The organism is Luteimonas sp. A611 (assembly GCF_054072715.1).
The window spans coordinates 1-16,563 of sequence record NZ_JBSVRP010000010.1 but is presented as its reverse complement, the minus strand read 5'-3'; the positions used below and the strand labels follow the sequence as shown (position 1 = coordinate 16,563).

The 16,563-nt window shown below is 65.7% G+C and carries 12 protein-coding genes and 1 tRNA gene; all 13 read left to right on the top strand.

Annotated elements, in window-relative coordinates:
* Window positions 1–221 precede the first annotated feature (221 nt).
* A tRNA-Trp gene (locus ACW5EG_RS16930) sits at window positions 222–297 on the top strand.
* Window positions 298–315: 18 nt separating this feature from the next.
* Window positions 316–696: a preprotein translocase subunit SecE gene (gene secE, locus ACW5EG_RS16925; RefSeq protein ID WP_457020474.1), complete on the top strand. Its 381-nt coding sequence runs from the start codon at window positions 316–318 to the stop codon at window positions 694–696.
* Window positions 697–713: 17 nt separating this feature from the next.
* Window positions 714–1,286 (top strand): transcription termination/antitermination protein NusG, encoded by a 573-nt coding sequence (gene nusG / locus ACW5EG_RS16920; protein ID WP_457020475.1) that lies wholly within the window; start codon window positions 714–716, stop codon window positions 1,284–1,286.
* 203 nt (window positions 1,287–1,489) lie between these two features.
* Window positions 1,490–1,918: a 50S ribosomal protein L11 gene (gene rplK / locus ACW5EG_RS16915; RefSeq protein WP_457020476.1), complete on the top strand. Its 429-nt coding sequence runs from the start codon at window positions 1,490–1,492 to the stop codon at window positions 1,916–1,918.
* Window positions 1,919–1,922: 4 nt separating this feature from the next.
* The gene (gene rplA / locus ACW5EG_RS16910) at window positions 1,923–2,621 is read left to right on the top strand and encodes a 50S ribosomal protein L1 (protein ID WP_457020477.1); all 699 of its coding nucleotides are present in this window, start codon (window positions 1,923–1,925) and stop codon (window positions 2,619–2,621) included.
* A 354-nt stretch (window positions 2,622–2,975) separates the two neighbouring features.
* Window positions 2,976–3,518, top strand: a complete 543-nt coding sequence (gene rplJ / locus ACW5EG_RS16905; RefSeq protein ID WP_457020478.1) for a 50S ribosomal protein L10 — start codon at window positions 2,976–2,978, stop codon at window positions 3,516–3,518.
* Window positions 3,519–3,578: 60 nt separating this feature from the next.
* Window positions 3,579–3,947: a 50S ribosomal protein L7/L12 gene (gene rplL, locus ACW5EG_RS16900; protein ID WP_457020479.1), complete on the top strand. Its 369-nt coding sequence runs from the start codon at window positions 3,579–3,581 to the stop codon at window positions 3,945–3,947.
* Between the two features lie 472 nt (window positions 3,948–4,419).
* Window positions 4,420–8,595: a DNA-directed RNA polymerase subunit beta gene (rpoB, locus tag ACW5EG_RS16895; RefSeq protein ID WP_457020480.1), complete on the top strand. Its 4,176-nt coding sequence runs from the start codon at window positions 4,420–4,422 to the stop codon at window positions 8,593–8,595.
* Window positions 8,596–8,684: 89 nt separating this feature from the next.
* On the top strand, window positions 8,685–12,953 hold the full coding sequence (gene rpoC, locus ACW5EG_RS16890) for a DNA-directed RNA polymerase subunit beta' (protein WP_457020481.1): 4,269 nt from the start codon (window positions 8,685–8,687) through the stop codon (window positions 12,951–12,953).
* A 259-nt stretch (window positions 12,954–13,212) separates the two neighbouring features.
* Complete coding sequence (gene rpsL / locus ACW5EG_RS16885) at window positions 13,213–13,587, top strand: 30S ribosomal protein S12 (protein WP_457020482.1); 375 nt, start codon at window positions 13,213–13,215, stop codon at window positions 13,585–13,587.
* A 12-nt stretch (window positions 13,588–13,599) separates the two neighbouring features.
* A complete protein-coding gene (gene rpsG, locus ACW5EG_RS16880) occupies window positions 13,600–14,067 on the top strand; it encodes a 30S ribosomal protein S7 (RefSeq protein ID WP_457020483.1) in 468 nt (155 codons plus the stop codon).
* 188 nt (window positions 14,068–14,255) lie between these two features.
* Window positions 14,256–16,385 (top strand): elongation factor G, encoded by a 2,130-nt coding sequence (gene fusA / locus ACW5EG_RS16875; RefSeq protein ID WP_457020484.1) that lies wholly within the window; start codon window positions 14,256–14,258, stop codon window positions 16,383–16,385.
* 75 nt (window positions 16,386–16,460) lie between these two features.
* The coding region (locus ACW5EG_RS16870) for a GTP-binding protein (RefSeq protein ID WP_033833047.1) at window positions 16,461–16,563 on the top strand (103 nt) is incomplete at its 3' end.

The following is a 16,563-nucleotide window of genomic DNA, read 5'->3' as shown; positions in this document are numbered from 1 at the left end:
ACCGTCGGCGCCGGCGTGGTGGCAAAGATCGTCAAGTGATGTGACGGCCCGTGCGCGCCTTGCGCGCACGGCTGCCGGAACATCATCCCGAACGCAGCGAGGGATCCCCATCCCCCGCCGCGCAAGGAGTCCCCGCTTCCCCTCTCCTCGGAGATGGCCGGAACAGGCAAAGGCGGCGCAAGCCGCCATTGCCTTTTCCGGAAGCGGCATAATTCAAAGATACGCCAGTAGCTCAATTGGCAGAGCAGCGGTCTCCAAAACCGCAGGTTGGGGGTTCGAGTCCCTCCTGGCGTGCCATCCAGAGTAGCGAGTCGAGTGAACAGTAGAGTCGAGCAATCCGGCAACACGTCGGCTGGCGACATGGTCAAGTACGCACTGGCGCTGCTGCTGGTTGTGTCCGGCCTGTTCGCCTTCTACTGGTTCGAAGCGCAGTGGCCGGCTCCGGCCCGGATTGGCATGGTGGTGCTGGGCGTGGTGGCGGGCGTGGCGGTGTTCATGACCAGCCTCAAGGGCCGCCAGACGCGCGAATTCCTGTCCGAATCGCGCTTCGAACTGCGCAAGGTGGTCTGGCCGACGCGCCAGGAAGCCATGCGCATGACCTGGGTGGTGATGATCGTGGTGATCATCATCGCGTTGTTGCTGGCCGGGTTCGATACGGTCATCAAGTGGCTGGTGCAGCTGTTCCTCGGGCAATGACTGGAGACACGGGTTTGATGGAAGCGGAAGGCGTCAAGCGTTGGTATGTGGTGCATGCGTATTCCGGCTTTGAAAAGTCGGTGGCGCAGGCGCTGCGTGACCGCATCGCCCGTGCGGAGATGCAGGATCGCTTTGGCGACGTCCTGGTCCCGACCGAAGAAGTGATCGAGATGCGCTCTGGCCAGAAGCGCCGCTCCGAGCGCAAGTTCTTCCCCGGCTACGTGCTCGTGCAGATCGTGACCCGCGACGAGGGCGGCATCCCGCGCATGGACAGCGAGAGCTGGCACCTGGTCAAGGAAACGCCGAAGGTGATGGGCTTCATCGGCGGCACCGCCGATCGCCCGCTGCCGATCCGCGACGAGGAGGCCACGGCCATCCTCGACCGCGTCCAGGAAGGCGTCGAGAAGCCCCGGCCCAAGGTCCTGTTCGAGTCGGGCCAGATGGTCCGCGTGGTCGACGGTCCGTTCAACGACTTCAACGGCGTGGTCGAGGAAGTCAACTACGAGAAGAGCCGCGTGCGCGTGGCGGTGCTGATCTTTGGCCGATCCACCCCGGTCGAGCTCGAGTTCGCCCAGATCGAAAAGGCCTGAGGGCGCCCGGGCTGCAGAAGCCCGGGAAAGTCGCTATACTAGCCGGCTCCCCGCCCGGGAAGCCGGGCAGAATCGCAGGCCGCCGTATTGGCGGTCTTTCGCGTGGAAGGAGCACCGCGACGCCGGGACGCGCTGCTCCAGATGACATGTTCCCGGCCCGATGGGGAGCCTGAACGGCGCTTGCACCCGGAGAGAACAGAAAAATGGCAAAGAAAGTAGTCGGTTACATCAAGCTGCAGGTGAAGGCCGGTCAGGCCAACCCCTCGCCGCCGGTCGGCCCCGCGCTGGGCCAGCGCGGCCTGAACATCATGGAGTTCTGCAAGGCGTTCAATGCCGCGACCTCCAAGCTCGAGCCCGGCCTGCCGACGCCGGTGATCATCACCGCGTATTCGGACCGCACCTTCACCTTCGTGACCAAGAGCACGCCGGCCACGGTGCTGCTGAAGAAGGCGGCTGGCGTCACCTCCGGCTCCAAGCGCCCAAACACCGAGAAGGTGGGCAAGGTCACCCGTGCCCAGCTCGAAGACATCGCCAAGGCGAAGGAAGCGGACCTGACCGCAGCCGAGCTGGAAGCAGCGGTACGCACCATCGCGGGTTCTGCCCGTTCGATGGGCCTGACGGTGGAGGGCTGAGACCATGGCACTGAACAAGCGACAGAAGGCGATCCAGGCCGCCGTGCAGCCGGGCAAGGCGTATGCGATCGATGACGCCCTGAAGATCATCAAGGAACACAGCAAGGCCAAGTTCGTCGAGGCCGTGGACGTAGCCGTCCGCCTGGGCGTCGATGCCAAGAAGTCGGACCAGCAGGTGCGCGGCTCGACCGTGCTGCCGCAGGGCACCGGCAAGAGCGTGCGCGTCGCGGTGTTCGCCCCGGCCGGTGCCAAGGCCGAGGAGGCCCTGGCGGCCGGTGCCGATGCCGTCGGCATGGACGACCTGGCCGAGAAGATGCAGGGCGGCGACCTCAGCTATGACGTCGTGATCGCCACCCCGGACGCGATGCGCGTGGTCGGCAAGCTCGGCACGCTGCTCGGCCCGCGTGGCCTGATGCCCAACCCGAAGGTCGGCACTGTATCGCCGAACCCGGGCGAGGCGGTCAAGAACGCCAAGGGCGGCCAGGTCCGCTACCGCACCGACAAGGCCGGCATCATCCACTGCACCATCGGCAAGGCCGACTTCGGGTCCGAGCGTCTCAAGGAAAACCTGCAGGCGCTGCTGATCGACCTGGTCAAGGCCAAGCCTGCGACCTCGAAGGGCCAGTACCTGCAGAAGATCTCGGTCAGCTCGACGATGGGCCCCGGCGTCATCGTCGACCCGTCGACGCTGAGCCTGAAGTAATCGTGTTACCGCTTCGCCCGGCAACGGGCGGGGCGTTGAGGGCAGTCGCCGCAGGCCCAGGCCAGCGACGACAGCCGTCAAAGACCGCAGGTGCGGTCAGCGCGCAACGACGACGGGCATGGAGCTCGTGCTGGCATGGAATCGCCGTCGTGGCTAGCGGGATCGCTTAATCGAACCCTCCGGGGTCCGCCTGCGCAGATGGTGCCGCCTTCTGGAAGTTGTTCTGGTGCGTTCACGGACCAGCCGGACAGGCCACCAACCCGGGACCTTCGCGTCCCCGGCGTCCACGGACCGGATGCCGTCCAGGACCGCAAGCGGCAGGAGTCGCGAGCGGAGTCAATAAGTGAGGAGTGTATGGCTCTCAATCTGTCCCAGAAGCAACAAGTTGTCGCCGAGCTGGCAGACGTCGCCGCCAAGGCGCACTCCCTGGTCGCCGCCGAATACGCAGGCACGACGGTCGCGCAAATGACCGCCATGCGCAAGAAGGCCCGCGAGGAAGGCGTGTACTTGAAGGTTGTCAAGAACACGCTGGCCGCGCGCGCCGTCGAAGGTACCGAATACGAGTGCGTCAAGAGCGAACTCGTCGGTCCCCTGCTGTACGCGTTTTCGACGGAGGAGCCCGGCGCTGCCGGTCGCCTGATCAAGGAGTTCGCCAAGGGCAACGACAAGCTGCAGCCGAAGGTGGTCTCCGTGGGTGGCGAGCTGTATCCCGCCAGCCATGTGGACGTCCTGGCTGCGCTGCCGACCCTCGACCAGGCGCTGGCCATGCTGGCCCGCGTGCTGATCGAGCCCGCCGCGATGTTTGCCCGTGCCGTCAAGGCCGTGGCCGACAAGCAGGGTGGTGGCGAGGAAGCGCCGGCCGAGGCCGCCGCCGAAGAAGCCGCGGCCGAAGCCTGAGTTCGACGTCATCCGGTTCGCTTGAACCCAATCCCAGATAATTTCCAAAGGTAAACATCCATGTCCCTTACCAACGAACAGATCGTCGACGCGATCGCCGAGAAGTCCCTGATGGAAGTGGTGGAGCTGGTCAAGGCCATCGAAGAGAAGTTCGGCGTCTCCGCCGCCGCCCCGGTTGCCGCGGCCGCCGCCGCCGGCCCGGCCGCGGCTGTCGAAGAGCAGACCGAGTTCACCGTCACCCTGAAGTCGGCCGGCGACAAGAAGGTCGAGGTCATCAAGGCCGTTCGCGCCATCACCGGCCTGGGCCTGAAGGAAGCCAAGGACCTCACCGAGGCCGGCGGCGTCCTGAAGGAAGCCGTGTCGAAGGACGAAGCCGAGAAGTGCAAGAAGGACCTCGAGGCTGCCGGCGCGACCGTCGAAGTCAAGTGACGTCAGGCCCCACGCGCCGCAGGGCGCGTGGCTGGCCGAGCGGCATTCCCGCGAATGCGGGAAGCGGATTGCAACAGCCCGCAGGGCTGGTCATCCACGGTCTCCGCGAAAGCGGAAGCCAACCGAGGTAAAGATTGGCCCTCAACCGAGTGCAAATCAAAGCAGGAGCCGCCTCATTCCCGCCCACGCGGGAATGAGGGCGGAAGCCGAGGCTGGGGGCCGTACGCCCCCGGCCTTCGGTCGTTGTAATGCCGGGAGACGGCTGCGGGATTCGGAATTCGGGAAAGCAGGCGTTTGCGCGGCTTTTTCCAATCCCGAATCCCGGACCTGCTCCCTGCTCCACACAGTTGTCAGTGGTCAGTAGCGGGAGAAGGCGTGCTGGTGCCGGCAATACCAGCAACTGTCCAGTGACAACTTTTCGTTTTCAAGGGCCTGCGTCCGCGCAGGTCCCAGACCGAGGCATCAGCTCCCCATGACGACGTCCCAGCTCCAGTCGAACTACTCGTTCACCGAGAAGAAGCGCATCCGCAAGAATTTCGGGAAGCGCCGCTCGATCCTCGAGGTGCCGTTCCTGCTCGCCATCCAGGTCGACTCCTATCGCGAGTTCCTGCAGGCCGACAAGGACCCGAACAAGCGCGATGACAAGGGCCTGCACGCAGCCCTCAAGTCGGTGTTCCCGATCGTCAGCTACAACGGCTACGCCGCCCTCGAATACGTCGGCTACAAGCTTGGCGAGCCGGTGTTCGACGAGCGCGAGTGCCGCCAGCGCGGCATGAGCTACGGCGCGCCGCTGCGCGTAACCGTGCGCCTGGTGATCTACGACCGCGAGTCGTCGAACAAGGCCATCAAGTACGTGAAGGAGCAGGAGGTCTACATGGGCGAGATCCCGCTCATGACCGGCAACGGCACCTTCATCGTCAACGGCACCGAGCGCGTCATCGTCTCGCAGCTGCACCGTTCGCCGGGCGTGTTCTTCGACCACGACCGTGGCAAGACCCACAGCTCGGGCAAGCTGCTGTTCTCCGCGCGCGTGATCCCCTACCGCGGCTCGTGGCTGGACTTCGAGTTCGACCCGAAGGACGCGCTGTACACCCGCATCGACCGCCGCCGCAAGCTGCCGGTCAGCGTGCTGCTGCGCGCGCTGGGCTACAACAACGAAGAGATGCTCAACGAGTTCTTCGAGATCAACACCTTCCACGTCCTGCCCGAAGGCGAGGGCGTGGAGCTGGAACTGGTGCCCGAGCGCCTGCGCGGCGAGACCTTGAACTTCGACCTGGCCGATGGTGACAAGGTGATTGTCGAGGCCGGCAAGCGCGTCACCGCGCGCCACGTCAAGCAGCTCGAAGCTGCCGGCGTCGCCGCCCTGGCCGTGCCCGACGAGTACGTGGTGGGCCGCGTGCTCTCGCACGACGTGGTCGACGCCTCGACCGGCGAGCTGATCGCCTTGGCCAACGACGAGATCACCGACGAAATGCTGGTGGCCTTCCGCAAGGCCGGCATCGAGGTGGTCGGCACGATCTGGACCAACGACCTCGACCGTGGCGCCTACCTGTCGAACACGCTGCGCGTGGACGCCACCAAGACCCAGCTCGACGCGCTGGTCGAGATCTACCGCATGATGCGTCCCGGCGAGCCGCCGACCAAGGACGCTGCGCAGAACCTGTTCCACAACCTGTTCTTCGCCTTCGAGCGCTACGACCTGTCGGGCGTGGGCCGGATGAAGTTCAACCGCCGCCTGGGTCGCCGCGAGGTTACCGGCTCGGCGGTGCTGTACGACGCCAAGTACTTCGCCGAGCGCAAGGACGAGGAGTCGGGGCGCCTGCGCGAAGCCTGCGGTGACACGTCCGACATCCTCGACGTGATCAAGGTGCTGACCGAAATCCGCAACGGCCGCGGCGTGGTCGACGACATCGACCACCTCGGCAACCGCCGCGTGCGTTCGGTCGGCGAGATGGCCGAGAACGTGTTCCGCGTCGGCCTGGTGCGCGTCGAGCGCGCCGTGCGCGAGCGTCTGACCATGGCCGAAAACGACGGCCTGACCCCGCAGGAGCTGATCAACGCCAAGCCGGTCGCGGCGGCGGTGAAGGAGTTCTTCGGTTCGTCGCAGCTGTCGCAGTTCATGGACCAGAACAACCCGCTCTCGGAAGTCACCCACAAGCGCCGCGTGTCCGCGCTTGGCCCGGGCGGCCTGACCCGCGAGCGCGCCGGCTTCGAAGTGCGCGACGTGCATCCGACCCACTACGGCCGCGTCTGCACCATCGAGACGCCGGAAGGCCCGAACATCGGTCTGATCAACTCGCTGGCGGTGTTCGCCCGCACCAACAACTACGGCTTCCTCGAGACCCCCTACCGCAAGGTCGTGGAGGGTCGCGTCACCGACGACATCGAATACCTGTCGGCGATCGAGGAGAACGAGTTCGTCATCGCCCAGGCCGACTCGCCGCAGGATGCCAAGGGCAACCTTGACGCGCAGTTCGTGTCCTGCCGCTTCCAGGGCGAGAACCTGCTCAAGCCGCCGGCCGAGATCCACTACATGGACGTCTCGCCGATGCAGACCGTGTCGGTCGCCGCGGCGCTGGTGCCGTTCCTGGAGCACGACGACGCCAACCGCGCGCTGATGGGCGCCAACATGCAGCGCCAGGCCGTGCCGACGCTGCGTGCGCAGAAGCCGCTGGTGGGCACCGGCATCGAGCGCGCCGTGGCGCGCGACTCGGGCGTGACGGTGAACGCGCGCCGCGGTGGCGTGATCGAGCAGATCGACGCCGGCCGCATCGTGGTCAAGGCCAACGAGGACGAGATCTCCGGCGAGACCGATGCCGGCGTCGACATCTACAACCTGATCAAGTACACGCGCTCCAACCAGAACACCTGCATCAATCAGACCCCGCTGGTCAACGTGGGCGACGTGATCGCGCGCGGCGACGTGCTGGCCGACGGCCCCTCGACCGACATCGGCGAGCTGGCCCTGGGCCAGAACATGCTGGTCGCGTTCATGCCGTGGAACGGCTACAACTTCGAGGACTCGATCCTGCTGTCGGAGCGCGTGGTCCAGGAAGACCGCTACACCACGATCCACATCGAGGAACTGACCGCGGTTGCGCGTGACACCAAGCTCGGGCCGGAGGAGATCTCGGCCGACATCCCGAACGTCTCCGAACAGGCGCTCAACCGCCTCGACGAGTCGGGCGTGGTGTACATCGGCGCGGAAGTGCGCGCCGGCGACATCCTGGTCGGCAAGGTCACGCCCAAGGGCGAGAGCCAGCTGACCCCGGAGGAGAAGCTGCTGCGCGCGATCTTCGGCGAGAAGGCCTCGGACGTGAAGGACAGCTCGCTGCGCGTGCCCCCGGGCATGGACGGCACCGTCATCGACGTGCAGGTCTTCACCCGCGACGGCATCGAGAAGGACAAACGTGCGCGCCAGATCGAGGAGTCCGAGGTCAAGCGCGTCAAGAAGGACTTCGACGACCAGTTCCGCATCCTCGAGGCGGCGATCTATAACCGCCTGCGCTCGCAGCTGCTGGGTCGCACGGCCAACGGTGGTCCTGGCCTGAAGAAGGGCGACACGGTCACCTCGCTGGTGCTCGACGGGCTGAAGAAGTCCGACTGGTTCCAGCTGCGCATGAAGGATGACGAAGCGTCCGACGCGATCGAGCGCGCGCAGAAGCAGATCGAGGCGCACGAGAAGGAGTTCGAGAAGCGTTTCGCCGACAAGCGCGGCAAGATCATGCAGGGCGACGACCTGGCGCCGGGCGTGCTGAAGATGGTCAAGGTCTACCTGGCCGTGAAGCGCCGCATCCAGCCGGGCGACAAGATGGCCGGCCGGCACGGCAACAAGGGCGTGGTGTCCACGATCGTTCCGGTCGAGGACATGCCGCACATGGCCAACGGCGAGACCGTCGACATCGTGCTCAACCCGCTGGGCGTTCCGAGCCGCATGAACATCGGCCAGATCCTGGAAACGCACCTGGGCTGGGCGGCAAAGGGCCTGGGCCGCAAGATCGACGCGATGCTGCAGGCGCAGGCCAAGGTGGCCGACCTGCGCAAGTTCCTCGACGAGATCTACAACCACGACAAGGAAATCTTCGCGCAGCGCGTCGACCTCAAGCAGTTCAGCGACGACGAACTGATCAGGCTGTCCAAGAACCTGGTCGACGGCGTGCCGATGGCGACCCCGGTGTTCGACGGTGCGTCCGAGGCCGAGATCAAGCGGATGCTCGAACTGGCCGACCTGCCGACCAGCGGCCAGGCCCAGCTGTACGACGGCCGCACCGGCGAGGCATTCGAGCGCAAGGTGACCGTGGGCTACATGCACATGCTCAAGCTCAACCACCTGGTCGACGACAAGATGCATGCGCGCTCCACCGGTCCGTACTCGCTCGTCACCCAGCAGCCGCTGGGCGGCAAGGCGCAGTTCGGCGGCCAGCGCTTCGGCGAAATGGAAATGTGGGCGCTGGAAGCCTACGGCGCGGCCTACACCATGCAGGAAATGCTGACGGTGAAGTCCGACGACGTGCAGGGCCGCAACCAGATGTACAAGAACATCGTCGACGGCGAGTACGAGATGGTCGCCGGCATGCCGGAGTCCTTCAACGTCCTGGTCAAGGAAATCCGCTCGCTCGCGATCAACATGGAGCTGGAAGAGAACTGAGGACGCAGCCGGGGGCAGGGCGCGCATGACGCGCCCGCCACCGGCAAGCACCGCAGCCCCGTCCTCGATTCCAGATCCCGGAGAAACACATGAAAGACCTTCTGAACCTCTTCAACCAGCACCGTCCGACGCCGGACTTCGACGCGATCAAGATCGCGCTCGCTTCCCCGGACCTGATCCGTTCGTGGTCCTACGGCGAAGTGAAGAAGCCCGAGACCATCAACTACCGCACCTTCAAGCCCGAACGCGACGGCCTGTTCTGCGCCGCCATCTTCGGACCGGTGAAGGACTACGAGTGCCTGTGCGGCAAGTACAAGCGCATGAAGCACCGCGGCGTGGTCTGCGAGAAGTGCGGCACCGAAGTGACCCTGGCCAAGGTGCGCCGCGAGCGCATGGGCCACATCGACCTGGCCTCGCCGGTCGCGCACATCTGGTTCCTCAAGTCGCTGCCTTCGCGCATCGGCCTGATGCTGGACATGACCCTGCGCGACATCGAGCGCATCCTGTACTTCGAGGCGTTCGTCGTCACCGAGCCGGGCCTGACCCCGCTCGAGCGCGGCCAGTTGCTCAACGAAGAGCAGTACATGCAGATGCGCCAGGAGCACGGCGATGATTTCGACGCCGCCATGGGCGCCGAAGCCGTGTTCGACCTGCTGCGCACCATCGACCTGCAGGCCGAGACGGTCAAGCTGAAGGAAGACATCGCCGCCACCGGTTCGGAGACCAAGCTCAAGCGGCTGACCAAGCGCATCAAGCTGGTCGAGGCCTTCCTCGAGTCGGGTAACCGCCCCGAGTGGATGGTCATGACCGTGCTGCCGGTGCTGCCGCCGGACCTGCGTCCGCTGGTGCCGCTGGACGGTGGCCGCTTCGCGACCTCCGACCTCAACGACCTCTACCGCCGCGTCATCAACCGCAACAACCGCCTGCGCCGCCTGCTCGAACTCAACGCGCCCGACATCATCGTGCGCAACGAGAAGCGCATGCTGCAGGAGTCGGTTGACGCCCTGATGGACAACGGCCGCCGCGGCCGCGCCATCACCGGCACCAACAAGCGTCCGCTCAAGTCGCTGGCCGACATGATCAAGGGCAAGCAGGGCCGCTTCCGCCAGAACCTGCTCGGCAAGCGCGTCGACTACTCGGGCCGTTCGGTCATCGTGGTCGGCCCGACCCTGCGCCTGCACGAGTGCGGCCTGCCCAAGAAGATGGCGCTGGAGCTGTTCAAGCCCTTCATCTTCGCCAAGCTGCAGCGCCGTGGCCTGGCCACGACGATCAAGGCGGCCAAGAAGCTGGTCGAGCGCGAAGAGGCCGAGGTGTGGGACATCCTCGAAGAGGTGATCCGCGAGCATCCGGTGCTGCTCAACCGTGCGCCGACGCTGCACCGCCTCGGCATCCAGGCCTTCGAGCCGGTGCTGATCGAGGGCAAGGCGATCCAGCTGCACCCGCTGGTCTGCACCGCGTTCAACGCCGACTTCGACGGTGACCAGATGGCCGTGCACGTGCCGCTTTCGCTGGAAGCCCAGCTGGAAGCGCGCGCGTTGATGATGTCGACCAACAACATCCTCTCGCCCGCCAACGGCGAGCCGATCATCGTTCCCTCGCAGGACGTGGTGCTCGGCCTGTACTACATGACCCGTGCGCTGGAGAACACCCCGGGCGAGGGCATGGTGTTCGCCAACGTCGCCGAAGCGCGCCGCGCCTACGACAACAAGGCGGCCGGCCTGCACGCCAAGGTGAAGGTGCGCATCATCGAGACGGTGATCGACGAGGACGGCAATCGCGAGAAGAAGAGCTCGATCGTGGACACCACGGTCGGCCGCGCGCTGCTGGCCGAGATCCTGCCCGAGGGCCTGCCGTTCGCGCTGGCCAACACCGAGCTGAGCAAGAAGAACATCTCGCGCCTGATCAACAGCTGCTACCGCATGCTGGGCCTGAAGGACACGGTCGTGTTCGCCGACAAGCTGATGTACACCGGCTTCGCCTTCGCGACCCGCGCCGGCGTGTCGATCGGCATCGACGACATGATCATCCCCGACGAGAAGAAGGGCATCCTCGCCGAGGCCGAGACCGAGGTGCTGGAAATCCAGCAGCAGTACCAGTCGGGCCTGGTCACCGCGGGCGAGCGCTACAACAAGGTGGTCGACATCTGGTCGCGCACCAACGAGCGCGTGGCCAAGGCGATGATGGACACCATCGGCACCGAGAAGGTGCTCAACGCCAAGGGCGAGACCATCGACCAGAAGTCGATGAACTCGATCTACATCATGGCCGATTCCGGCGCGCGTGGTTCGCAGGCGCAGATCCGCCAGCTGGCCGGCATGCGTGGCCTGATGGCCAAGCCCGACGGCTCGATCATCGAGACCCCGATCACCTCGAACTTCCGCGAGGGCCTGAACGTCCAGCAGTACTTCATCTCGACCCACGGTGCCCGCAAGGGCCTGGCGGATACCGCGCTGAAGACCGCCAACTCCGGTTACCTGACCCGTCGCCTGGTCGACGTGGCCCAGGACGTGGTGATCACCGAAAGCGATTGCGGGACGATGAACGGCCTGACCATGGCACCGATCGTGGAAGGCGGCGACGTGGTCGAGCCGCTGCGCGACCGCGTGCTGGGCCGCGTCGTGGCCGAGGACGTGTTCCTGCCGGGCAACGACGAGGATCCGATCGTCACCCGCAACACCCTGCTCGACGAAGCCTGGGTGCAGAAGCTGGAAGACGCGAGCGTGCAGTCGTTCAAGGTGCGCTCGACGATCACCTGCGAAAGCAGCTTCGGCGTCTGCGCGCACTGCTACGGCCGCGACTTGGGCCGTGGCCACATCGTCAACCTCGGCGAAGCGGTCGGCGTCGTCGCCGCGCAGTCGATCGGCGAACCCGGCACCCAGCTGACCATGCGTACGTTCCACATCGGTGGCGCGGCCTCGCGTGCGGCGGCCATCGACAACGTGACGGTCAAGACCACCGGCTCGATCAAGTTCAACAACCTCAAGACGGTGCAGCACGCCAGCGGCAACCTGACGGTCGTCTCACGTTCGGGCGAGCTGTCGGTGCTCGACGGCCACGGCCGCGAGCGCGAGCGCTACAAGCTGCCCTACGGCTCCACGATCACGGTCAAGGACGGCGCCGAGATCAAGGCTGGCCAGACCGTGGCCAACTGGGATCCGCATAACCACCCGATCGTCTCGGAAGTGGCCGGTTCGATCCGCTTCGTGGACTTCGTCGACGGCGTCACTGTCGTCGAGAAGACTGACGAACTGACCGGCCTGGCCTCGCGCGAGATCTCCGATCCCAAGCGCCGTGGCTCGCAGGGCAAGGACCTGCGTCCGATCGTGCGGATCATCGACAAGGACGGCAACGACCTCAACATCCCGGGCACCGACCTGCCGGCGCAGTACATGCTGCCGCCGCGCTCGATCGTCAACCTGCAGGATGGTGCGCCGGTGGGCGTGGGCGACGTGGTCGCCAAGATCCCGCAGGAAGCGTCGAAGACCCGCGACATCACCGGCGGCCTGCCGCGCGTGGCCGACCTGTTCGAGGCCCGCAAGCCGAAGGACCCGGCGATCCTCGCCGAGAAGTCCGGCGTGGTGAGCTTCGGCAAGGACACCAAGGGCAAGCAGCGCCTGATCATCAAGGCGCCCGACGGTGACGATCACGAGGAGCTGATTCCCAAGTACCGCCAGATCATCGTGTTCGAAGGCGAGCACGTGGAGAAGGGCGAGACCGTGGTGGACGGCGAGCCGACGCCGCAGGACATCCTGCGTCTGCTCGGGGTCGAGCCGCTGGCCGTGTACCTGACCAGGGAAATCCAGGACGTGTATCGCCTGCAGGGCGTGAAGATCAACGACAAGCACATCGAGGTGATCGTTCGCCAGATGCTGCGCAAGGTCGAGATCACCGACCCGGGCGACAGCCGTTACCTGGCCGGTGAGCAGGCCGAGCGCCAGCGCGTGATCGAGGAGAACCTGAAGCTCGCCGCCAAGAACGAGCTGCCGGTCCGCGCCGACCCGGTGTTGCTGGGCATCACCAAGGCTTCGCTGGCGACCGAGTCGTTCCTGTCGGCGGCGTCCTTCCAGGAGACCACCCGCGTGCTGACCGAGGCTGCCGTCCGCGGCACCCGCGACGGCCTGCGTGGCCTCAAGGAGAACGTCATCGTCGGCCGCCTGATCCCGGCGGGCACCGGCCTGGCCTACCACACCCGTCGCCGCAACAAGGCCGCGGGGCTGACCGACGCCGAGCTCGACGCGCTTACGGGTGCGCCGGTGCAGGCGGCGGTCGCGACCGCCGTCGCGGCCGATCCGGCTGCGGTGATGATCGAGGACGCTCCGACGGTCGAAGCGGCCGGCCAGGAGTCCAGCGCGAGCTGAGTTGCGGTACGCGGCCCCCGACAAGGGGGCCCAGATCTCGAAATGAGGCGCAGGGAGCGCCTCGTTTTCGGCCCAGGATGGGCGGAAGCAGCATTTGGTCCGGCAGCGGGTGACCGCGGTGACGGGACCGGAAGCATGGCTTGCGTTGACGGTCTCCGTCAGCGCGGGCTATACTTTTTCGTCTCGGCAGGTCGGGTCTTCCCGCCTGCCGTCGTTTTCACGAGGGCATCCGCCCCGAAACCCAAGAAACCACTGACCGATGGCAACGATCAATCAGCTGGTGCGCAAGCCGCGCAGCCCTGAAATCTACAAGAGCAACTCTCCCGCGCTGGCCAACTGCCCGCAGCGTCGGGGCGTGTGCACCCGCGTCTACACCACGACCCCGAAGAAGCCGAACTCGGCGCTGCGCAAGGTCGCCAAGGTGCGCCTGACCAACGGGTACGAAGTCATTTCGTACATCGGCGGCGAAGGCCACAACCTGCAGGAGCACAGCGTGGTGCTGATCCGTGGCGGTCGCGTCAAGGACCTGCCGGGCGTGCGTTACCACACCGTGCGCGGCTCGCTCGATGCCGCCGGCGTCGCCAAGCGCAAGCAGGCGCGTTCCAAGTACGGCGCCAAGCGCCCGAAGGCCTGAGGAAACTGAATCATGTCGCGTAAAGGTAATACTCCCCAACGTTCCACCCTGCCCGATCCCAAGCACGGGAGCGAGACGATCGCCCGCTTCATCAACATGGTCATGAAGAGCGGCAAGAAGTCTGTCGCCGAGAAGATCGTGTATGGCGCGATGGACGTGATCAGCGAGAAGAACAGCAACGCCGTCGAAGTGGTCGAAAAGGCCCTCGGCAACGTGTCCCCGTCGGTCGAGGTGAAGTCGCGTCGCGTCGGTGGCGCCACCTACCAGGTGCCGGTCGAGGTGCGCCAGTCGCGCCGCATGGCGCTGGCGATGCGCTGGCTGATCGAGTCGGCGCGCAAGCGCGGCGAGAACTCCATGCCGCGCAAGCTTGCTGCCGAACTGATCGACGCCTCCGAGAGCCGCGGTGGCGCGATCAAGAAGCGCGAGGAAACGCACCGCATGGCGGATGCGAACAAGGCGTTCGCGCACTACCGCTGGTAAGACACACCACGTGGGGCCGGTCTTCGGCCCCCGCGGCGCCACCGGCGCCACTTCCGCGGCGCGATGCCGCGTGCGATGTGTCCGATGCCGCCGCCTGGCGGCATTCGGCCATTGAAGAAGCGAGTCCCTCGCGACGGTCCCCGCCCCGGTGCGCGGACTTCCCACCGCATTGAATCTGAGGCAATCCCGTGGCCCGCACGACCCCCATCGAACGCTATCGCAACTTCGGCATCATGGCGCACATCGACGCCGGCAAGACCACGACGTCCGAGCGCATCCTGTTCTACACCGGCAAGAGCCACAAGATCGGCGAGGTGCACGACGGCGCCGCGACGATGGACTGGATGGAGCAGGAGCAGGAACGCGGCATCACGATCCAGTCCGCGGCCACGACGGCGTTCTGGAAAGGCATGGACAAGTCCCTGCCCGAGCACCGCTTCAACATCATCGACACCCCCGGCCACGTCGACTTCACGATCGAAGTCGAGCGTTCGCTGCGCGTGCTCGACGGCGCGGTCTTCGTGCTGTGTGCGGTCGGTGGCGTGCAGCCGCAGTCGGAGACGGTGTGGCGCCAGGCCAACAAGTACCACGTGCCGCGCATCGCGTTCGTCAACAAGATGGACCGCACCGGTGCCAACTTCGTCAAGGTGCGCGACCAGCTGAAGGCGCGCCTGGGTGCTTCGCCGGTGCCGATGCAGGTGCCGATCGGCGCCGAGGACGGCTTCGAGGGCGTGGTCGACCTGATCAAGATGAAGGCGATCCACTGGGATACCGTCTCGCAGGGCCTGAACTTCGAATATCGCGAGATCCCGGCCAACCTGCTTGAAGAGGCGACCGAAGCGCGCGCGTTCATGGTGGAGTCCGCGGCTGAGGCCAGCGAAGAACTTATGGACAAGTACCTCGAAGGCGGCGAGCTGACCGAGGAAGAGATCGTCCGCGGCCTGCGCGAGCGCACGCTGAAGACCGAGATCGTGCCGATGTTCTGCGGCACCGCGTTCAAGAACAAGGGCGTCCAGGCCATGCTCGACGGCGTGGTGCAGCTGCTTCCGTCGCCGGTCGACGTGCCTGCGATCAACGGCGTCGATGTCGATGACGAGACCAAAGAGCTGAGCCGCGACCCCAACGACAAGGCGCCGTTCTCCGCGCTTGCGTTCAAGATCATGACCGACCCGTTCGTGGGTTCGCTGACCTTCTTCCGCGTCTACTCGGGCACGCTCAACGCCGGCGACCAGGTGCTGAACTCGACCAAGGGCAAGAAGGAGCGCATCGGCCGCGTGCTGCAGATGCACTCCAACAATCGCGAGGAGATCAAGCAAGTGCTGGCCGGCGACATCGCGGCGGCCGTGGGCCTGAAGGACGTCACCACCGGCGATACGCTGTGCGCGCAGGACGCGCCGATCATCCTCGAGCGCATGGTGTTCCCGGAGCCCGTGATCTCGATGGCGGTCGAGCCGAAGACCAAGTCCGACCAGGAAAAGATGGGCCTGGCGCTGGGCCGGCTGGCCCAGGAAGACCCGTCGTTCCGCGTCAAGACCGACGAGGAGTCTGGCCAGACCATCATCTCCGGCATGGGCGAGCTGCACCTGGACATCCTCGTCGACCGCATGAAGCGCGAGTTCAACGTCGAGGCCAACGTCGGCAAGCCGCAGGTCGCCTATCGCGAAACCATCCGCTCCAAGGACGTCAAGTCCGACTACAAGCACGCCAAGCAGTCCGGCGGCAAGGGTCAGTACGGCCACGTGGTGATCGAGATGTCGCCGCTGACCGCAGAGGACCGCGAGAAGCATGCGGCGGACATCAAGGACGATTTCCTGTTCCTCAACGACATCACCGGTGGCGTGATCCCGAAGGAGTTCATCCCGTCGGTCGAGAAGGGCATGCGCGAAACCATCACCAGCGGTCCGCTTGCGGGCTTCCCGGTGGTGGGCGTCAAGGCCAAGCTGGTGTTCGGCTCGTACCATGACGTCGACTCGTCGGAAATGGCGTTCAAGCTGGCCGCCTCGATGGCGTTCAAGCAGGGCTTCGCCAAGGCCAGGCCGGTGCTGCTCGAGCCGATCATGAAGGTCGAGATCGTCAGCCCCGAGGATTACCTTGGCGACGTCATGGGCGACGTGAGCCGTCGCCGCGGCGTCCTGCAGGGCCAGGACGAGACCCTCTCGGGCAAGATCATCAACGCGATGATCCCGCTGGGCGAGATGTTCGGCTATGCGACTTCGCTGCGTTCGATGTCGCAGGGCCGCGCCACCTTCACGATGGAATTCGACCATTACGAAGAGGCGCCGACGAACATCGCCGAGACCGTCATCAAGAAGGGTTGATCCCCGGCTTCGTGGCGCGCCGCCCCCGGTGCGCCATGCACACACATCATTGATTTGAATACAGAGGTAAAGACCATGGCAAAGGGCAAGTTCGAGCGCACCAAGCCCCACGTGAACGTGGGCACGATTGGTCACGTGGACCACGGCAAGACGACGCTGACGGCGGCGCTGACGAAGA